The following is an 18,963-nucleotide window of genomic DNA, read 5'->3' as shown; positions in this document are numbered from 1 at the left end:
GGTTGTTCTCGACCGCTGGAGCACTGCCGCAAGGTCGCGGCCTGGATCCTAGGGTTTCCGCGACGTCGCTTCGCGACTGCTCCACCCTAGGATGACGAAGTCGCGGAGGCCTGCGGCAAATTGTCGAGGTCGCTGCAAGACTGCCAATGCCGCCGCCTATGCCCCCTTCGTCATTTCCCGCAGCTGAAACTTCTGGATCTTCCCCGTCGATGTCTTCGGGATCTCGGCAAAAATCACCGCCTTCGGCACCTTGAAGCGGGCGAGCAGCGCGCGGCAGTGTTCGATGATCTCGGTCTCGCTTGCCGCCTTGCCGGGCTTCAACTCGACATAGGCGACCGGCACCTCGCCCCATTTGTCGTCTGCCTTGGCGACGACGCCGCAGGACGCCACGGACGGGTGTTTGTAGAGGGCCTCCTCGACCTCGATCGATGAAATGTTCTCGCCGCCGGAGATGATGATGTCCTTGGAGCGGTCCTTGAGCTGGATGTAGCCGTCGGGATGCATGACGCCGAGGTCGCCGGAGTGGAACCAGCCGCCGGCAAAGGCCTCTTCGGTCGCCTTCCTGTTCTTCAGATAGCCCTTCATGACGATGTTGCCGCGAAACATGACCTCACCGATGGTCTCGCCGTCGGCCGGCGTCTTCTGCATCGTCCCCGGGTCCATCACGGTCAGGCCTTCGAGTGCGGCATAGCGCACGCCCTGCCTGGCCTTTTTGGCGCTGCGTTCACCCTTGTCGAGACCGTCCCACGCGTTGTGCCATTCGTTGACGACCGCCGGGCCATAGGTCTCGGTCAGCCCGTAGAGATGGGTGACGGCAAAGCCGGAATCGGCCATGCCCGACAGCACCGCTTCCGGCGGAGGTGCTGCCGCCGTATTGAAGGTCACCGTCTGGGGGAACGTCCGCTTGTCCTCCTCCCCGGCGTTGATCAGCACCGACATGACGACCGGCGCACCGCACAGATGCGTGACGCCGTGGTCGGCGATGGCATCGTAGATCGGCTTCGGCCGCACCCAGCGCAGGCAGACATGGGTGCCGGCCTGGACGGCCATTGTCCACGGGAAGCACCAGCCATTGCAGTGGAACATTGGCAGCGTCCAGAGATAGACGGCGTGCTTGGCCATGCCGGCATGGATGGTGTTGGTGTAGGCCATCAGGGCAGCGCCGCGATGGTGGTAGACGACGCCCTTCGGGTTACCGGTGGTGCCTGAGGTGTAGTTGAGCGAGATGGCGTCCCATTCGTCGTCGGGCATCGACCAGGCGTAGCCCTCGTCACCGCCGGCGACGAACCCCTCATAGTCGATCGCGCCGATGCGCTCGCCCTTCGGATAGGGTGCATCGGCGGCATAGTCGGGATCGTCATAGTCGATGACCAGCGGCTTGACCTTGGTCAGCGCCAGCGCCTGTTTGACGACAGTGGAAAATTCACGGTCGACGATCAGCACCTTGGTCTCGGCATGGTCGAGCTGGAAGGCGATGACAGCTGCATCGAGCCGGGTGTTGAGCGAATGCAGCACCGCCTTGGTCATCGGCACGCCGAAATGCGCCTCCAGCATCGGCGGCGTGTTCGACAGCATCACCGTGACGGTATCACCCTTGCCGATGCCGCGCTTCGACAGCGCCGAGGCGAGCTTCAGCGAGCGCTGCCAGAAGGTGCGATAGGTGATGCGCTGGCTGCCATGGATGATGGCGACATGATCGGGATAGGTGCTTGCCGCCCGCTCCAGATAAGTGAGCGGCGTCAGCGGCTGATGGTTGGCGGCGTTCTTGCCGAGATCGTGCTCGTAGGGACTGCCCATCCCGTGCTCCCCGAATTTTCATTGTTGAGAACTTCTAACCACAGGTTCCCGCCACGTCACCATCGGCGATTCCCGACCGGGCACATTTGGCGCAATGATCGTCCAGATTCGATCGGCAAAGAGGTATCGTATACCCACGCCAGTTTGACTTTTGTCGAGAGCCGTGAATAATGTCAGCCGAGGAGACGGCATGGCGATCCGACCGGCAGAACAGCTTATTCACAAGGCCGCATGGCTCTATTATGCCCATGGCCTGCGCCAGGACCAGGTCGCCAGCCAGCTTAACATTTCCCGCGCCTCGGTGGCCATGTATTTGCGCAAGGCGCGCGAAACCGGCATCGTCAACATCTCGACCTCGACGCAGTTGTTCACCGACGACGTGCTGGCGCGCCAGATCGAGGATGCGTTGAAGCTGGATGCGGTGTGGATCGCGCCGGAAAACGACTATGTCCTCGATCCATCGACCGACATTGCGGTGCTGGCGGCGAGTGTCTTTCTCGAATTGGTCAAGAAAGGCGACCGGATCGGCGTCGCCTGGGGCCGCACCGTCTACACCATCGCCGACGTCATGTCCTATGCCGACCTGCAGGACGTCACCGTTGTGCAGCTCTGCGGCAATCTCGGCGCGCCCTACTCCTACCGTCCCGACCAGTGCACGATGGAGATCGCCCGCCGGCTCAACGCCAAGGGCCTTAATTTCTACGCGCCGCTGGTGCTGACAACGGAATTGCTGGCGCATGGGCTGCGCGCCGAACCGGTGATCCGCGAACAACTGGCCGATATTGCCAACTGCGATCTGGCGCTCTATTCGGTCGGCACGGTCGATGGCGACAGCCATGTCGTCAAATGCGGCGCGCTCAGCCCCGGCGAGATGGGGCTGTTGCGCGAGGCGGGTGCCGCCGGCGTCGTTGCCGGCCAGATCATCGATGCCGCCGGCAAGGCGCTCGACTGCAGCTACAACCGCCGCGTCATCTCGGCCTCGCTGTCGTCGCTGCGGAAGATCGAAAAGCGGCTGATGGTGGTGCAGGAAGACAGCAAGTTCGAACCGCTGCTCGCCGCACTCGCCGGCGGGCTCTGCACGCATCTCGTCGTCGGCGCCAGCATGGCGCGGCGGCTGCTCGACCATGCCGGAGCCAGTGCGGGGGCAAAAAAGGCTTCCTGACCAACGAAATCCCAGCAGCCGGCGCATTGTCATCAAGGCGTCGCGGCACTCCTGTTCACAGCAACATCAAAGACAGCAAAGCGGACATAGCGACATGAAGAACCTTTGGAATGACGGCGACGCGGAAAGACTGGTTGCCGACTATGCGAAAAAGGGCGTTGCCCGCGACCTCGCGCTGCGCGTCTACACGACCCGGCTGCTCGGCGGCGAGCCGCGGCTGGTGCTGCATGGCGGCGGCAACACCTCCTGCAAGACCAAGGCCACCGATCTCGTCGGCGACGAATGGGATGTGCTGTGCGTCAAGGGCAGCGGCTGGGACATGGGTGTGATCGAGCCGCAAGGCCTGCCGGCGGTCAAGCTCGGCGCGCTGCTGAAGGCGCGTGCGCTGGCCAGCCTCGCCGACGAGGACATGGTGGCGCTGCAGCGGGCGAACCTCATCGACCCCGCCTCCCCCAATCCATCGGTCGAGACGCTGCTGCACGCCTTCCTGCCGCATAAATTCGTCGACCACACGCATTCGACCGCGATCCTCGCCATCGTCGACCAGGCGGACAGCAAGCCGCTGATCAAGACCGTGTTCGGCGACAAGATGGGGTACGTGCCCTACATCAAGCCGGGCTTCGACCTCGCCAAGGTGGCCGCCGATGTCTACGACGCCGACCCCAGCGTCGAAGGCCTGATCCTCGACAAGCATGGCATCTTCACCTTCGGCGACGCTGCGAAGCAGGCCTATGACCGCATGATCCATTATGTGAACGTGGCCGAAGACTATGTGGCGAAGAACGGCAAGCCGAAGACAGCGAAAGCCGCACTGCCGGCCAAGCTCGCAACGCCGGCAGCGATCGCGCCGATGCTGCGTGGCGCGGTGGCGGTGGCGCGTGGCGAAGGCCGCTTCGACCGCATGATCAGCGATTTCCGCACTTCGGACGCCATCGTCGATTTCATCAACTCAGCCGGCATTGCAGACTATGCCGGACGCGGCGTGTCGACGCCCGACCTGTCGATCCGCATCAAGACCGGACCGATGGCGGTTCCGGCGCCAGACGCCGACAAGATTGGCGACTACAAGGCCGTCATCAAGAGCCATGTCGACGCCTTCGCCAACGACTATCGTGCCTATTTCGAAACCAATGACGCGCTGGACGACGTCAAGCGCACCATGCTCGACCCGATGCCGCGGCTGACGCTGGTGCCGGGCCTCGGCATGTTCGGCCATGGCCGCACGCTGAAGGATGCGAAGATCGCATCTGATGTCGGCGAGATGTGGATCGAGGCGGTGCGCGGCGCCGAGGCCGTCGGCAGCTTCCATCCTCTATCGAAGGCCGACCTCTTCCCGCTGGAGTACTGGTCGCTTGAGCAGGCCAAGCTCGCCTCCAACAAGCCGAAGCCGCTGACCGGCCAGGTGGTGCTGATCACTGGCGGCGCCGGCGCGATCGGTGCAGCGACGGCAAAACTGTTCGCCGCCAATGGCGCGCATGCCGTCGTCGTCGATCTCGATGCGGCCAGGGCGGCCGAGGCGGCAAAGGCAGCCGGCAACAATTCGATCGGCGTCGGCGCCGACATCACCAGCCCGGCCGAGATGCGCGCCGCCTTCGACAAAGCTGTCGCTGTCTATGGCGGCGTCGACATTCTGGTCTCCAACGCCGGTGCCGCCTGGGAAGGCCGCATCGGCGAGCTCGACGATGCCCTGCTGCGCAAGAGTTTCGAGCTCAACTTCTTCGCCCACCAGTCGGCGGCGCAGAACGCGGTGCGCATCATGCTGGAACAGGGCACCGGCGGTGTGTTGTTGTTCAACACCTCCAAGCAGGCGGTCAACCCGGGTCCGAAATTCGGCGCCTATGGTGTGCCGAAGGCGGCGACGCTATTCCTGTCCCGGCAATATGCGCTCGACTACGGCGCGCACGGCATTCGCTCCAATGCGGTCAACGCCGACCGCATCCGCTCCGGCCTGTTGACCGACGCCATGATCGCCAGCCGTTCCGGCGCGCGCGGCGTGTCGGAGAAGGAATACATGTCCGGCAATCTGCTCGGACAGGAAGTGACGGCCGAAGACGTGGCGCAGGCCTTCCTGCACCAAGCATTGGCCGAACGCACCACCGCAGATGTGACGACGGTCGACGGTGGCAACATCGCCGCAGCGCTGCGCTAGACATAGACCTGGAGCGGTTCATCGTTCACCAAAACGACGAACCGCTCTCCCACCTGAAGGACTCCAGGCGGAGAACTGCTTTTGCAGGTCGTGCTGAAAAACTGCTCGAACTGGTCAAAATCCACTCCAATCCTTGGCCTATTGCTCGACCACTTTAGGGCGCGCCTTGTGTTTCGCATGCGAGCTCCGACCCTGATCCTTGGTGGAGTTGTCGATGGCTGCGAAGAGACTTCGTGTCGGCTTGCTGTTCGGCGGGCGCTCCGCCGAGCATGAGGTGTCGCTGCTTTCGGCAACCAATGTCATAGCCGCGCTGGACCCGGCGAAATACGACGCCGTTCCCATCTTCGTCACCCGCGAAGGCCAATGGCTGCTGAGCAATTTCAAGGACGGCGCGCTGGCGACACCGTCTGATGGGACGCAGCTTTGCCTGCCGCCGGGCGGGCATGGCGGATGCTGGCGATCCCGCCAAGGGCGCCGCATGACCTGCCTGCCATCGAATATGGTGTTCCGGTGCTGCACGCCTGCATGGCGAGGACGGCGCGGTGGCTGGTGCGCGTCGGGCGGTCATGATGCAGGGGCAGATTCCTAACAGATATTGTTAGATCTTGTTGGCTGCATTATAATGTGGGTATGAAAAACGAACCTATGCGCACCCTCACCATATCCCTTACCGCGCAGCAGATAGCTCGCCTGCAAAGCGCTATCGAAGGTGGCGGTTATGCTTCCAACAGCGAGATTGTCCGCGACGCCCTGCGCTTATGGGAGCAGCGCGAGGAATTGCGCACGCTCGAACTCCAGCACTTGAAGCGGGCCTATGCCGACGGGATGGGCAGCGGTAAGCCAGTGGCTGTCGACCACACCGAGTTCATTCGCAGCCTGAAGGCAGAACGCCGCGCCCGTGGCTAGCCATCGGCTCACACCGCGCGCTTCGCAGGATTTGCGAGACATCTGGCACACCATCGCCGCCGACAATGAAAAGGCAGCAGACAGACTGTTGATGCGCATTTTCGAAAGACTGGAGCTGGCGGCGCAGCACCCCAAGATGGGCAGCGCACGGCCCGAGTTAAGCGCAACGGCCCGCGTGCTCGTCGAAGACCGCTATATCATCATCTACGAGCCGCAGCCCGATGGTGTTATCGCTGTGGCGATTGTCCCCGGGATGCGCGATCCAGACCATTGGTTGTAGGCCGGCAGGCTTACCATCAATATGAAAAGAGCGGCCCATAGCCGCCCTTCGCATCTATCAGACGACCGATCCTACTTCGCGTTCGGGTTCGGCATCCAGGCCGGCATGGCGACATCGGCATGGGCGAATTGCGGCAGCTTGGCCGACAGGTCCTCCATGTTCTTGATGTCCTTGTCGATCAGGTCCTTCTGGGTGATCAGCGTCGGCGGCACGACGACGTTGTGGCCGGGATCTTCACCGGCGAGCAACTGCGCCAGCGCGCGCACCGAGACCTGGCCGACGACGGCAGGGTTGGTGGCGGCGGTGGCGGCCCAGGCGCTGTCGGTCTCGCGCATGGCCGCGATGTCCGAGGTAGAGATGTCGGCGGAGTAGATCTTGATCTTCTTGTTCAGCCCCGCCTCGTCGACGGCGATCTTCACACCCTTGGCGAACTCGTCATAGGGCGCGAACATCACATTGATGTCGGGATGCGCCTGCAGCACCGAGCGCGCCTGGTTGGCGACCGAGTTGGCGATCGGGTTGTCGAGCGTGCCGAACATCGCGACTTCCTTGATGCCGGCATGTTTCTTCTTCACGTCGACCCAGGTCTCGTTGCGGCGGTCGAGCGGCGCGATGCCAGCGACATAGACATAGCCGGCGTTCCAGCTCTCGCCATTGTCCTTGACCGCCTGCTCGAGCGCCAGGCGCGCAAGGTCCTTGTCGGACTGTTCGATCTGCGGGATCTTGGGGTTTTCGACATTGACGTCGAAGGCGACGACCTTGATGCCGGCATCGACCGCGCGCTGGGCGGCGTCCTTCATCGATTCCGTCAGGCCGTGCTGGATGATGATGCCCTGCACGCCGAGTGCGATGGCCTGGTCGACCATGTCGGATTGAAGGGCGGCGTCCTGGCGGCTGTCGAGCACGCGCAGATCGATGCCGAGCGCCTTGGACTGGGACTCGACGCCCGAGAGATAGGCCTGGAAGAAATCGCCGGTCGAGAGATAGCGCACCAGCGCGATCTTGACGCCGGGCTTGTCGAACGGCGCCGGCTTGTCGGCGGCAAAGGCCGGGACCTGCATCAGCATTGTTGCGCCGGCCAATCCGAGCGCGACCTTCCCCAAAAGTCGTCTTGTGATGTTCACGTTCTTTCCTCCGTTTGTTGAACCCAAAACTGTCCCGGCAGCCATTCTATCTCCTGCCCCGGCCGGAAAGGGCGAAGGTAAAGACAAGGGCGACGACGAGAACCACGCCCTTGACGAAATCCTGCGTGTAGTAAGGCGCGTTCATCATCGTCAGGCCTTGCAGCAGGATGCCGACGAACAGCGCGCCGATGGCGGTGCCGAAGGCGTTCGGCTTGGCGGCGCCGAGCACCGCGTAGCCGATCAGCGCCGCGGCAACCGCATCGAGCAGCAGATTATTACCCGACGCGATGTCACCGCGTCCAAGCCGTGCGGCCAGCAAAATCCCGCCGATCGAGGCAAAAACTCCTGAAATGACGTAGGCCCAGATCTTGTATGCCTTGACAGGCGCGCCGGCGAGTTCGGCGGCCCGTTCATTGCTGCCCACGGCATACATCATGCGGCCGAAGCGTGTGTATTCGAGGAAGAACCAGATCAGCACGGCGAGCACGATCAGCACGACCACCGAGACCGGAATGAGGTTCGGGATGAAGAAGTCGAAGCGGTGGCGGCCGAGCGCCAGGAAGGCGTCGGAGAATTTGCCGTTGGCGACCGAGCCGTCCGGCATTGTCATACCGGTGGCGATGGAGCGTCCTTCAGTCGGGATGCGCTGCAGGCCGACGAGCAGGAACATCATGCCGAGCGTCGCCAGCAGATCGGGCACGCGCATATAGACGATCAGCCAGCCATTGATGAGGCCGACAAGGGCGCCGATGAGCAGGCAGATGAGGACAGCGACGACAACGTTCTGCTCCAGCACCACCATGACATAGGCAGCCGCCATCATGGCCGATGTGGCAACCGAGCCGATCGAGAGATCGAAGCCGCCGACAACCAGTGTGGCGGTGACGCCCAGCGCCAGCACGCCGGTGATGGCGACCGACTGGAAAATGAAGACGGCACTTTGCGGCGAGACGAACCCGTCGGCGGCGATGGCGAAATACGCGATCAGCCCGAACAGAAGCACGATGAACCCGTAGCGGATAGCGTAATCGCGCAGCGTCATTCAGCGCCCGCCGTCAATACCCAACTCAAACCCGTGCACTCCATTCCAACCCTCAGTTCTTCAATCATCGTGGCTCAGGCCGCACTGTGCAACGGCCCGCCCGCGACTTCGGCCAGCAGACGGTCGAGATCGACATCGGCGTTGCGGTGTTCGCCGACGATGGTCTGCTCGGACATCACCAATATGCGATCGGCCGTCTCCAGTGCCTCGTCGAGTTCGGTGACGAACAGCAGCGTGGCGCGGCCATTGGCGCTGGCCCTCAGCTTGGCGGCGATGTCGCGCCTGGCGGAGATATCGACGCCCTGGAACGGTTCGTCGAGAATGAACAATCGGGCGTCCTGCGCCATCCAGCGGGCCACCATCACCTTCTGCTGGTTGCCGCCCGACAGAGTGGTCATCTCGTCCTTCTCCGAGCGGCAGACGATGCCGAGATCCTCGATCTGCCGGCGGGCAATAGTGCGTTCAAGGCCGCGTTTGAGAACTGAAAAGCGCGACATGCGCTTGTGGAAGGGCAGGCTGATGTTTTCCTGGATGTTGAAGCCGCCGACGATGCCGTTTTCGCCACGGTCCTTGGCGACCAGAAACACGCCGGCGGCGATGGCTTCGCCGGTCGACGCGGGCGCATAGGGCTTGCCATATAAAGTCATCGTGCCGGACAGCGGCTTGCGCAGGCCGAACAGCGTCTCGGCGAGCGCCGTCTTGCCGACGCCGACGAGGCCGGTAATGGCAACGACCTCGCCGTCGCCGAGCGTCAGCGAGAATGGCCGGGCACCAGGGGCGATGCGCAAGGCATCGACGGTCAGGATCGGCTTGGCAGAACTCCTGGCTTCGATGCGGTCAAGATGGATCTTGCGGCCGAGCATGGCGTTAACGGCACCCTCATAGTCGAGAGGCTTGCTGTCGAAGACGCCTGAGATGACGCCATCGCGCATCGAGACGATGCGGTCGGCCAGCCGCCTGATATCCGACATGCGATGCGAGATGTAGAGGATGGCGACGCCCTGCTCGCGCAAGCGGTCGAGCAGCGCAAACAGCCGGTCGGCCTCGGCGCTGGACAGCGACGAGGTCGGCTCGTCGAGGATCAGCACTTTCGGCTGGTGCGCCATGGCGCGCGCGATGGCCACCATCTGGCGATCGGCCAGCGACAGGTCGCTGATGCGGGCCTTGAGGTCGATGGCGAGCCCCATGCGGTCGGCCACCGCTTTGGCTTCGCGGCGCACCCGGCCGGGGTTGAACAGCAGCGGCGCGCCCTTGCCGCTCAGCCGGTCGAGCGTCAGATTGGTGGCGACATCGAGATCGGCGACGACGCCGTCATTGATGTTTTGGTGCACGGTAACGACACCGGCGCGGATCGCCTCTGCCGGCGTGTTCGGCGCAAAGTTGCCGCCAGCGAGGTGCATGATGCCGCCGTCATGGTCGTAGACGCCGCTGATGATTTTGACGAGGGTGGACTTGCCGGCGCCGTTGGCGCCCATCAGCACAGTGATCTCACCGGCATGCAATTCGAGCGAGACGCCGCCAAGCACCTCGATATGGCCGAAGGATTTCCTCAGCCCGTCCACGCGGAACACGGCATCATTGCCCATTCGTTCCTCCCCTGACGATGACGCTATGGGCTACGTCATCAATTGTCAACTCGATTGACAATTGCCAGTCAGCTTCCTAGCTTGGCCTCACCGCCATCGCTCCACTATGATTGGAGCGAGCAAGCGGGAGGGTTAGGAATGACTGCGAAATTGCCGTTTGAAGCACTGTCGGTGGAGACGCTTGCAACGCGCCTCGGTACGAACGAAGCGCTGTGCGCCAAAATCGGCAAGGGCCCTTGGAAGGTGCGCGAGGTCGGCGACGGCAATCTGAACCTCGTCTTCATCGTCGAGGGCGTGTCGGGTGCGGCCGTGGTTAAGCAGGCCCTGCCCTATGTTCGCCTCGTCGGCGACAGCTGGCCGTTGCCGCTCAAACGCTCCTTCTTCGAGTATCACGCGCTGACGCGGCAAGAGGCGCGCGCGCCGGGCTCGGTGCCGGCGATCCTCCATTTCGACGAAGCCCAGGCGCTGATCATCATGGAATATCTGGCGCCGCCGCACATCATCCTGCGCCGTGCCCTGATCGACGGCCGCGAGTTGCCAAATATCCCCCGCGACATCGGCCTGTTCATGGCCCGCACTTTGTTCCGCGGCTCTGATCTCTCCATGCCCACCAAGGACCGCAAGGCCGACCTGGCGCTGTTTGCCGACAATGTCGAGCTCTGCGGCATCACCGAAGACCTGGTGTTTTCCGACCCATATTTCGATGCCAAGCTGAACCGGCACACCTCGCCGCAGCTCGACGGCCTGGTTGCCGAACTGCGCGCCGACCGCGACCTCAAGGTCGAAGCGCAGCGGCTGAAGCATATCTTCGCCGCCAACGCCGAGACGCTGCTGCATGGCGACCTGCATTCGGGCTCGATCATGGTCACCGACACCGAGACGCGGATGATCGATCCGGAGTTCGCCTTCTACGGTCCGATGGCCTTCGATGTAGGCATGCTGCTCGCCAATTTCTGGATGTCCTACTTCTCGCAGCGCGGCCATGAACAGAAGGGCAAGCGTGACGCCATGCGTGCCTATCTGCTCGGGGTGACCAACGACACCTGGACGGTGTTCCGCGCCGAGTTCTCGCATCTATGGCGCACCGAGCGCACCGGCATGCTTTACCAGAAGAGCCTGTTCGAGGATCAGGGCGACATTCTCGCCTCGGAGCAGGCGCTCGACCATGTGCTGCACCAGATCTGGACCGACCTCTTGGGCTTTGCCGGCATCGAGGTGCACCGGCGCATCCTCGGCCTCGCCCACAATGCCGATTTCGAGACCATCGAGGACGAGGATCTGCGAGCCTCCTGCGAGGCCAAGGCGCTGAAATTCGGCCGTCACATCGCCGTCAACCGGCGCCAGATTCACGGCATGGACGAGGTCAATAATCTGGCCGCTTTGATCGAACGGGAGAGCAGGATTTGAACGTCGGCGAGCGCCACTACCGCACCATCTGGCTGAGCGACGACCAGCGTTCGGTCGAGATCATCGACCAGCGCTGGCTGCCGCACGAGTTCCGGGTCGAGACGATCGGGAGCGTTGCCGGCATCGCCACCGCGATCCGTGACATGTGGGTTCGTGGCGCACCGCTGATCGGCGTCACCGCGGCCTACGGCGTCGCCATCCAGATGGCGGACGATCCGTCTGACGAAGCGCTCGACGCGGTCTGGGAGACGCTGCACAAGACGCGGCCGACTGCGATCAATCTACGCTGGGCACTGGACGAGATGCGGCGGTTCCTCAGGCCGATCGTATTGGGACAGCGCGCGGAGGCGGCCTATAAGCGCGCTGCCGAAATCGCAGACGAGGATGTCGATCTCAATCGCGCCATCGGCGAGAACGGGCTTGCCATCATCAAGGAGATCGCGGCACGCAAGCAGCCGGGCGAGCCGGTCAACATCCTCACCCATTGCAACGCCGGTTGGCTGGCGACGGTCGATTACGGCACCGCCACGTCGCCGATCTATCTCGCCGTCGAGGCCGGCATTCCGGTCCATGTGTATGTCGACGAGACGCGCCCGCGCAACCAGGGCGCCCAGTTGACCGCCTGGGAGATGGCCGGCCAGGGCGTGCCGCACACGCTGATCGTCGACAATGCCGGCGGCCATCTGATGCAGCGTGGCGCGGTCGACATGGTGATCGTGGGCACCGACCGCACCACGGCCAATGGCGACGTCTGCAACAAGATCGGCACCTATCTCAAGGCGCTCGCCGCCTCCGATAATGAGGTGCCCTTCTACGTCGCTCTGCCCTCGCCGACCATCGACTGGACGGTGGGTGATGGCCTGACCGAAATCCCGATCGAGGAACGCTCCGGTGACGAGGTGTCGCTGGTCTGGGGCAAGACGGCGGACGGCAAGATTGCGCAGGTGCGGGTTTCGCCCGAAGCGACGCCGGCGGCCAATCCGGCGTTCGATGTGACGCCGGCACGGCTCGTGACGGGGCTGATCACCGAGCGCGGTGTGGCCAAGGCTTCGCGCGAAGGGTTGAAGGCGATGTTCCCCGAACGCGGATAATCTCCCCCCTTGAAGGGGAGATGTCGCCAAAGGCGACAGAGGGGGTCGGTGCGTCCTGAAGCGTTGACTTTCATCTGCCGCAAGGAGGTCGCACCCAGTCGAACCGACCCCCTCTGGCCTGCCGGCCATCTCCCCCTTTGGGGGGAGATTAGCGCCTCACCGGCTGGCTACCGAATTTCGGCCATGCAACAAGAATTGCGGCCTCGATGGCCGCTGACGGTTGCGGTTCTGGCGAAATCCGGCCAGAAGCATCTAGGCCGGCAACCGGCCGGCCCGCGACGTTGCGCTTGAAACCAGATACGGGAGACTATTGGGTGGCTCGCATAACACTGAGACAATTGCTCGACCACGCCGCCGAATACGGCTACGGCGTACCCGCCTTCAACATGAACAATATGGAACAGGGCCTCGCCATCATGGAGGCGGCCGAGGAGACCAAGTCGCCGGTCATCCTGCAGGCAAGCCGCGGCGCCCGCGCCTACGCCAATGATGTGGTGCTGGCCAAGCTGATCGACGCGCTGGTCGAAATCCACCCCGACATCCCGGTCTGCATGCATCTCGACCATGGCAACAACGAAGCCACCTGCGTCACCGCCATCCAGTACGGCTTCACCTCGGTGATGATGGATGGCTCGCTGAAAGAGGACGGCAAGACGCCGGCCGACTATGCCTACAATTCCGGAATCACCCGGCGCGTCGTCGACATGGCGCATTGGGGCGGCGTGTCGGTGGAAGGCGAGATCGGTGTGCTCGGTTCGCTTGAGAGCGGCGGCGGCGAGCAGGAAGACGGCCACGGCGTCGAAGGCGCCATCAGCCACGACCAGCTCTTGACCGACCCAGTGCAGGCGGTCGAATTCGTCAAGGACACCCATGTCGATGCGCTGGCTGTCGCCATGGGCACCAGCCACGGCGCCTACAAATTCTCGCGCAAGCCGGACGGCGCGGTGCTGGCGATGAATGTCATCGAGGAAATCCACCGCCGCCTGCCCAACATGCATCTGGTCATGCACGGCTCGTCCTCGGTGCCCGAGGACCTGCAGGAGATCATCAACAAATATGGCGGCCAGATGAAGCCGACCTGGGGCGTGCCGGTGGAAGAGATCCAGCGCGGCATCAAGCACGGCGTGCGCAAGATCAACATCGACACCGACAACCGCATGGCGCTGACCGGCGCCATCCGCAAGGTGCTGACCGAAAACCCGAGCGAGTTCGATCCGCGCAAATATCTGACGCCGGCGATGGCGGCGATGCGCAAGCTGTGCAAGGAGCGCTTCGAGCAGTTCGGCACCGCCGGCAATGCCCAGAAGATCAAGCCGCTGCCGGTAGCTGAGATGGCCAAGCGCTACAAGTCGGGCAGCCTTGATCCGAAGTTTGGGTGAAGTACCTGGCGCCTCTTCCTTCTCCCCTTGTGGGGAAGAAAGAAGAGCTCTTGACATAAAAAAGGCCGGGCGCGAAAGCGGCCCGGCCAAAAGAAGGTCAAGAACCTTCAGAGGGGAACACCGCTCGGTGGAATGGGAGGAAACCGCCGAACGATAATTCCTATATGCGCGTATTCGCGGCAGATGGCGACGAACGACTTTCTGAAACAACGCGAGATTCGGAAATTTCGTTCTCGTTTTGAAAGATTTCAGCCGGTGAGGCGTCGGTTTCCAGAAGATCGGCATAGTGCCGGCGCGCCACGTCGGGATGCGAGCGCAGGCGGCTCTTCAGCACATTTGTGCCGACATTGCGAAACAGCGGGTTGTCGGGGTCGCTGGCCGGCCCGCGCGCCTCGGCCGCCAGATTCTCGGGCAGGTCGAGCAGCGGAATCGTGGCGTCGAGCCGGGCGCTGAAGAAGAACGGGACCGAGACGCGCTCGACGCCGGCTGGCGGTGTCACCACACGGTGGACTGTCGCCCGGAGATAGCCGTTCGACGCCAGTTCGAGCAGTTCGCCGATGTTGACCACCAGCGTGTCGGGCAGCGGATCGACGTCGACCCAGGCACCGTCATATTCGACCTGCAGGCCCTTGCTCTCGTCCTGCAGCAGAAGCGTCAGGAAACCGCCATCCTTGTGCGCGCCGACGCCCTGGTCATCGCCGGTGGCGTCCCGACCGGGGTAGCGCACGATCTTCATGCGGTGGTTGGGCTCGGCCCGGTAGATCGGATCGAAGGCATCCTCGGTCTGGTCGAGCGACAAAGCGAAGGCCCTGAGCAGCCGGATCGCTACCGCTGTCGCCTTGGTCTGCCATGCCAGCAGCGCCGGCTTCAGCTCGGGCAGTGCCCCCGGCCACTGGTTCGGCCCTTGCAGCCGCGTCCAGGCGGGCACGCCGGGGCCTTGTTCGATGGCCGGGCGTTCGACGCCGATGTCGAGCTGTTCGCGCCAGTCGGCCTTGCCTTTGGTCAGCTCGCCGCCGGCGCGCGTGTAGCCGCGGAACTGCGAGGACTTCACCATTTCGATCGCCAGTTTGTCGGCTTCCGGCAAGGCAAAGAACCGGCGCGAGGCGTCGAGCACTTCTGCGGTATCCGCAGCCGATATGCCGTGGCCGGTCAAATAGAAGAAGCCGACATCGCGCGCGGCCGTGCGCAGGTCGAAGAGAAACGTTCGCCGTTCCGAAGCGCCCTGTTCGAGGCGGCCGAGATCAAGCACGGGTACGATCCTGGGCATGGTCAAGCTCCTTGTTCCGCTGTCACGGTGGCACGCAGGCCGGTCCGATCAAAGCAACGCGCAATCCAATCTCGGCGCCGATGGAGAAAGCCGGCGCTGCGTTTGGCAGCCTGCCGGCAAATAACGTTCGTGGCCGCTTATCCGCGCCGGTCCAGCCTGGCGACCAGCCGGTCGCCGACCCACTGGATGCCGCAAACGAGGATGATCAGCACAATGACCACGGCGACCATGACGCTGGTCTCAAAACGCTGGTAGCCGTAGCGGATGGCGAGGTCGCCAAGCCCGCCGGCACCGATGGCGCCGGCCATGGCCGAGGCGCCGATCAGCGTTACCAGCGTCACCGTGAAACCAGCAACGATGCCGGGCAAAGCTTCGGGCACCAGCACCTCGCGGATGATCGTCCAGCGATTGCCGCCCATGGCGCGTGCCGCCTCGATCAGGCCGCGATCGACCTCGCGCAGCGACACTTCGGCGATGCGGGCATAGTAGGGCGTCGCCGCAATCGACAACGGCACGATCGCCGCCCAGGTGCCGATCGAGGTGCCGACGATCAGCCGCGTCACCGGGATCAGCGCCACCAGAAGGATGATGAAAGGCACCGAGCGGAAGCCGTTGATGACGGCGCCGAGCGCGCGGTTCACCCACAGGCTTTCGGCAATGCCGCCGCGCTCGGTGGCAATCAATGCCAGGCCGAGCGGCAGCCCGAAGACGAGCGAGATGAGGCCCGATGCCGCCGTCATCAGGACCGTCTCCCAGATCGAGCGCAGCAGAAGTTCAAACAGAACCGGCGACATGGCCAAGCACCTCCACCCGTGCGTCGCGGGCCTTCAGGAATGCGATTACTTTCGACAGATGTTTCGGATCGTTGCCCGCGACCGCAAGGAACAGCGTGCCGACCGGCTGCTGCTGGACATGGTCGATGCCACCATGGACGAGGCGGAAAGGCCCCGGCACCGCCACCGCAAGATCGGACAGCAGCGGACCGCGCGCGGCCTCACCTGCGACGTCGACCCTGAGGATGAGCTCGGCGCCGCCTCCGGGAGCAAGCCGGCCGGCAATCTCGGCCGGCAGTTGCGGGCGGATGCCGCCGAGCAGGCTCCTGGTGATTTCGGAACGCGGCTCGGCAAAGACCGACCACACCGGGCCTTGCTCGACGATGCGCCCGGCATCGATCACCGCGATGCGGTCGGCGATCGAGCGGATCACCTCCATCTCGTGGGTGATAAGCAGGATGGTGAGGCCGAGCTGCCGGTTGATGTCTTTCAGCAAGGCCAGGATGGAGCGCGTCGTCTCCGGATCGAGCGCTGAGGTCGCCTCGTCGGACAGCAGCAGCGCCGGCCGCGCGGCCAGCGCCCTGGCGATGCCGACGCGCTGCTTCTGGCCGCCCGACAGCGAGGACGGATAGGCCTTCGCCTTCTCCGACAGGCCGACGAGGTCGAGCAATTCGGCGGCGCGCGCCAGCCGTTCGGCCTTTGGGCGGCCCTCGATCTTCAGCGGCAGCGCGACATTGTCCTCCACGGTCTTGGCCGACAGCAGATTGAAGTGCTGGAAGATCATGCCGATGCGACGCCGCAGCGGCTGCAATTCACGCTCGCCGAGCCGTCCGATCTCGCGGCCCTCGATGAAGACGTCGCCGGAGTCCGGCCGCTCCAGCCCGTTGAGGCAGCGGATCAGCGTCGACTTGCCGGCGCCGCTGCGGCCGATGATGCCGAGGATCTCGCCCTTGCGCACCGTCAGCGAGACGCCGTCGAGCGCAGGCGTCGCGCCGAAGCGGCGCTTGAGGTCGACCAGGCGTACGACATCTTCCTGCCCGGCCGATATATTGACCGGACCGGATGCTTCGGCCGTGACGTGCTGGTTCATCTCACTGTCCGTTTCAACGCTCGACAAATGCGACAGCGGCCCGCTCAACAGCGGGCCGCCTGCTCCTGACAACCAGGCGCCAATCAATAGGCGCTGATCCCGGTGCCCTTGTAGACCTTGTCGAACTCGGCCTTGACCGCCTCGTTCTGGTAGGACGCGACCAGCGTCTTCACCCACGCCTCGTTCTCGTTGCCGGATTTCACGGCGATGAAGTTGCGGTAGGGGTTGTCGGCCACCGGCTCCTGGGCGATGCGGTTGTCCGGGCCGAGACCGCTCTTCAGCGCCCAGTCGGTGTTGACGACAGCCGCGTCGAGATCCTCGACCGAGCGGCCGACAATGCCGGCGTCCAGTTCCTTGATGACGACCTTCTTCGGGTTCTCGGCAATGTCGGCGGTAGTCGCCAGGATGCCGGTGCCGTCCTTCAGCTTGATCACGCCTTCGTTCTGCAGAACGCGCAACGCGCGGCCCTCATTCGAGGGGTCGTTGGGCAAGCCGATGACGGCGCCTTCGGGCAGGTCGGCAACCTTGGTGTATTTCTTGGAGTAGAGGCCGATCGGCCAGACGCCGGTGTAGCCGACGCGCACGATGTGGTACCCTTGGGTCTTGATCTGGTTGTCGAGATAGGGCTGGTGCTGGAAGGCGTTGGCGTCGATCTCGCCGCGCTCGAGCGCCTCGTTGGGCTGGGTGTAGTCGTTGAACACCACGGTCTCGACAGTCAGGCCTTTTTCGGCGGCCTGGGCGACGACGACGCGCCAGACATCCTCATCCTCGCCGCTGATGATGCCGACCTTGATAGACTTCTTGTCCTCGGCGAAGGACGGCGTCGGCTGAGCCAGACCGGCAAGCGTGACGGCCGAGGCAAAAAGTGCCGCAAGGGCAGCTCGCCGGCTGATGGCTGAAAAAAGAAGAGAGCTGGAAGCGTTTCCGCGTTCGGACATTGTCGATCCCTCGTAATCCTGAAGTCATTGCGGCGAGGTGGAATACCAAGCCTTGACGACATCATCGGCAATGCTGCTTGCCGGATCAAAGAACCGCATTTCTTCTCAAACACGAAGCCGGGAATATTCTCTCAAAGATTTCGCAATTGCGAGAACGGTCACGCCGGACCGGTCAGAATGTCTCGACAAAGGGCCGCAGCTCGACCTCGAAGCTCCAGGCGCTGCGATGCTGGCGATGGGTCGCGAGATAGGTCTGCGCGATCGCATCGGGCGACAGCTGGCTGTCCGGTCGCTCGGGCTTCGTCCCGACCGGCTCGATCTGGCCGTCGATAATGAAATGGGCGACATGGATGTTCTTCGGGAAGAGTTCGCGCGCCATCGACTGAGCCAGACCGCGCAGGCCGAATTTCGGCATGGCAAAGCCGGCCGAGTTGGGAAAGCCCTTGATGCTGGCGGAGGCGCCGGTGAAAAGAATCGAACCGGAGCCGCGCGCAAGCAGCCGCCGCGCCGCTTGCTGGCCGACCAGGAAGCCGCCATAGGCGCCGACAAGCAAGGCTTGTTTGACCGCATCGGGATCGACCTCGGCGATCGGGCCGCGCGTGCGGCCGCTGGCATTGAAGACCGCAAGGGCCAGCGGGCCTTGCTTGTCGGCGGCGTCGAACAGGCCGGCGACGGAGGCCGGATCGGCGACGTCGGTTTCGACGGCCAGCGCGCCGGTTTCCCCGACCAGCGCCGCGAGTTTGGCCGTGTTGCGGGCGGCCAGCACCACACGATAGCCTTCCGTGGTGAGAAGGCGTGCCAAAGAGGCGCTCAGGCCCGCACCCGCGCCGGCGATCACTGCGACTTCGGATGCCATGTCGTTTCTCCTTGGCGATGACCTGTTCGTCTCATAGCTGGCGTCTTGAGCGGCGAGACGCAAGAACGGCGTTGCTCGATTTTCGCTGTTCGGTGAAAAACTCTGCCGGCAGGTTC

16 protein-coding genes and 1 pseudogene are annotated in these 18,963 nt (G+C 63.7%); 8 read left to right on the top strand and 9 right to left on the bottom strand.

All coding sequences use genetic code 11. The features are described 5' to 3' along the window. Window positions 1-156: 156 nt before the first annotated feature. Entirely contained in the window at window positions 157-1,797 is a 1,641-nt protein-coding gene (locus tag NKJ80_RS18305; RefSeq protein WP_352498081.1) for an acyl-CoA synthetase, read from the bottom strand. 190 nt (window positions 1,798-1,987) lie between these two features. Here NKJ80_RS18305 and NKJ80_RS18300 point away from each other — a divergent pair, with 190 nt between their 5' ends. The 5 genes and pseudogenes from NKJ80_RS18300 (at window position 1,988) to NKJ80_RS18280 (ending at window position 6,294) form a co-directional block, all read left to right on the top strand. After that, window positions 1,988-2,959 (top strand): sugar-binding transcriptional regulator, encoded by a 972-nt coding sequence (locus NKJ80_RS18300; RefSeq protein WP_352498080.1) that lies wholly within the window; start codon window positions 1,988-1,990, stop codon window positions 2,957-2,959. A gap of 94 nt (window positions 2,960-3,053) precedes the next feature. Further along, complete coding sequence (locus NKJ80_RS18295; RefSeq protein ID WP_352498079.1) at window positions 3,054-5,108, top strand: bifunctional aldolase/short-chain dehydrogenase; 2,055 nt, start codon at window positions 3,054-3,056, stop codon at window positions 5,106-5,108. 214 nt (window positions 5,109-5,322) lie between these two features. Next, window positions 5,323-5,659 (top strand): annotated as a pseudogene (locus tag NKJ80_RS18290) (D-alanine--D-alanine ligase A); the annotation flags it as partial. A 94-nt stretch (window positions 5,660-5,753) separates the two neighbouring features. Then, complete coding sequence (locus tag NKJ80_RS18285) at window positions 5,754-6,014, top strand: ribbon-helix-helix domain-containing protein (protein ID WP_023704832.1); 261 nt, start codon at window positions 5,754-5,756, stop codon at window positions 6,012-6,014. Further along, entirely contained in the window at window positions 6,007-6,294 is a 288-nt protein-coding gene (locus tag NKJ80_RS18280) for a type II toxin-antitoxin system RelE/ParE family toxin (RefSeq protein WP_023704831.1), read from the top strand. Before NKJ80_RS18285 ends, NKJ80_RS18280 begins: the two co-directional genes overlap by 8 nt. Before the next feature lie 71 nt (window positions 6,295-6,365). Here the strand turns inward: NKJ80_RS18280 and NKJ80_RS18275 are convergent, their stop codons facing one another. The 3 genes from NKJ80_RS18275 to NKJ80_RS18265 all read right to left on the bottom strand — a co-directional run bounded on the left by NKJ80_RS18275 (window position 6,366) and on the right by NKJ80_RS18265 (window position 10,046). Continuing rightward, complete coding sequence (locus tag NKJ80_RS18275) at window positions 6,366-7,418, bottom strand: substrate-binding domain-containing protein (RefSeq protein WP_023687049.1); 1,053 nt, start codon at window positions 7,416-7,418, stop codon at window positions 6,366-6,368. A gap of 46 nt (window positions 7,419-7,464) precedes the next feature. Further along, a complete protein-coding gene (locus tag NKJ80_RS18270) occupies window positions 7,465-8,460 on the bottom strand; it encodes an ABC transporter permease (protein WP_023668572.1) in 996 nt (331 codons plus the stop codon). A 74-nt stretch (window positions 8,461-8,534) separates the two neighbouring features. After that, a complete protein-coding gene (locus NKJ80_RS18265) occupies window positions 8,535-10,046 on the bottom strand; it encodes a sugar ABC transporter ATP-binding protein (protein WP_023807525.1) in 1,512 nt (503 codons plus the stop codon). A gap of 138 nt (window positions 10,047-10,184) precedes the next feature. On the opposite strand from NKJ80_RS18265, the gene mtnK reads away from it, so the two are divergent. From mtnK to fba, 3 genes are all read left to right on the top strand, one after another. Beyond that, window positions 10,185-11,453 (top strand): S-methyl-5-thioribose kinase, encoded by a 1,269-nt coding sequence (gene mtnK / locus NKJ80_RS18260; RefSeq protein ID WP_352498078.1) that lies wholly within the window; start codon window positions 10,185-10,187, stop codon window positions 11,451-11,453. Further along, window positions 11,450-12,544 (top strand): S-methyl-5-thioribose-1-phosphate isomerase, encoded by a 1,095-nt coding sequence (mtnA, locus tag NKJ80_RS18255; protein WP_352498077.1) that lies wholly within the window; start codon window positions 11,450-11,452, stop codon window positions 12,542-12,544. The genes mtnK and mtnA overlap by 4 nt, the downstream gene beginning before the upstream one ends. A gap of 314 nt (window positions 12,545-12,858) precedes the next feature. Next, complete coding sequence (gene fba / locus NKJ80_RS18250) at window positions 12,859-13,923, top strand: class II fructose-bisphosphate aldolase (protein WP_023729260.1); 1,065 nt, start codon at window positions 12,859-12,861, stop codon at window positions 13,921-13,923. A gap of 160 nt (window positions 13,924-14,083) precedes the next feature. Here the strand turns inward: fba and NKJ80_RS18245 are convergent, their stop codons facing one another. From NKJ80_RS18245 to NKJ80_RS18225, 5 genes are all read right to left on the bottom strand, one after another. Beyond that, window positions 14,084-15,190 carry an isopenicillin N synthase family dioxygenase gene (locus tag NKJ80_RS18245; protein ID WP_352498076.1) on the bottom strand — a complete coding sequence of 369 codons (1,107 nt, stop codon included), beginning with the start codon at window positions 15,188-15,190 and terminating at the stop codon, window positions 14,084-14,086. Window positions 15,191-15,327: 137 nt separating this feature from the next. Continuing rightward, entirely contained in the window at window positions 15,328-15,984 is a 657-nt protein-coding gene (locus tag NKJ80_RS18240) for a methionine ABC transporter permease (RefSeq protein ID WP_023668578.1), read from the bottom strand. Then, window positions 15,965-17,053 (bottom strand): methionine ABC transporter ATP-binding protein, encoded by a 1,089-nt coding sequence (locus tag NKJ80_RS18235; protein ID WP_352498075.1) that lies wholly within the window; start codon window positions 17,051-17,053, stop codon window positions 15,965-15,967. Before NKJ80_RS18235 ends, NKJ80_RS18240 begins: the two co-directional genes overlap by 20 nt. Before the next feature lie 83 nt (window positions 17,054-17,136). Next, window positions 17,137-17,991: a MetQ/NlpA family lipoprotein gene (locus NKJ80_RS18230; RefSeq protein WP_023668580.1), complete on the bottom strand. Its 855-nt coding sequence runs from the start codon at window positions 17,989-17,991 to the stop codon at window positions 17,137-17,139. Window positions 17,992-18,163: 172 nt separating this feature from the next. Next, the gene (locus tag NKJ80_RS18225; RefSeq protein ID WP_023668581.1) at window positions 18,164-18,847 is read right to left on the bottom strand and encodes an SDR family NAD(P)-dependent oxidoreductase; all 684 of its coding nucleotides are present in this window, start codon (window positions 18,845-18,847) and stop codon (window positions 18,164-18,166) included. Window positions 18,848-18,963: the final 116 nt, after the last annotated feature.

This window comes from Mesorhizobium sp. M0030 (genome assembly GCF_040323695.1).
Classification (GTDB): Bacteria; Pseudomonadota; Alphaproteobacteria; order Rhizobiales; family Rhizobiaceae; genus Mesorhizobium.
The sequence above is the reverse complement of the archived record's forward strand: the minus strand, read 5'-3'. Positions and strand labels throughout refer to the sequence as shown.

What these genes read in the sequence shown, in the direction of transcription:
- NKJ80_RS18305 (WP_352498081.1), bottom strand. Translation starts at nt 1,797, where the DNA reads ATGGGCAGTCCCTACGAGCACGATCTCGGCAAGAACGCCGCCAACCAT.
- NKJ80_RS18300 (WP_352498080.1), top strand. Translation starts at nt 1,988, where the DNA reads ATGGCGATCCGACCGGCAGAACAGCTTATTCACAAGGCCGCATGGCTC.
- NKJ80_RS18295 (WP_352498079.1), top strand. Translation starts at nt 3,054, where the DNA reads ATGAAGAACCTTTGGAATGACGGCGACGCGGAAAGACTGGTTGCCGAC.
- NKJ80_RS18285 (WP_023704832.1), top strand. Translation starts at nt 5,754, where the DNA reads ATGCGCACCCTCACCATATCCCTTACCGCGCAGCAGATAGCTCGCCTG.
- NKJ80_RS18270 (WP_023668572.1), bottom strand. Translation starts at nt 8,460, where the DNA reads ATGACGCTGCGCGATTACGCTATCCGCTACGGGTTCATCGTGCTTCTG.
- NKJ80_RS18265 (WP_023807525.1), bottom strand. Translation starts at nt 10,046, where the DNA reads ATGGGCAATGATGCCGTGTTCCGCGTGGACGGGCTGAGGAAATCCTTC.
- mtnK (WP_352498078.1), top strand. Translation starts at nt 10,185, where the DNA reads ATGACTGCGAAATTGCCGTTTGAAGCACTGTCGGTGGAGACGCTTGCA.
- NKJ80_RS18245 (WP_352498076.1), bottom strand. Translation starts at nt 15,190, where the DNA reads ATGCCCAGGATCGTACCCGTGCTTGATCTCGGCCGCCTCGAACAGGGC.
- NKJ80_RS18240 (WP_023668578.1), bottom strand. Translation starts at nt 15,984, where the DNA reads ATGTCGCCGGTTCTGTTTGAACTTCTGCTGCGCTCGATCTGGGAGACG.
- NKJ80_RS18235 (WP_352498075.1), bottom strand. Translation starts at nt 17,053, where the DNA reads ATGAACCAGCACGTCACGGCCGAAGCATCCGGTCCGGTCAATATATCG.
- NKJ80_RS18230 (WP_023668580.1), bottom strand. Translation starts at nt 17,991, where the DNA reads ATGTCCGAACGCGGAAACGCTTCCAGCTCTCTTCTTTTTTCAGCCATC.
- NKJ80_RS18225 (WP_023668581.1), bottom strand. Translation starts at nt 18,847, where the DNA reads ATGGCATCCGAAGTCGCAGTGATCGCCGGCGCGGGTGCGGGCCTGAGC.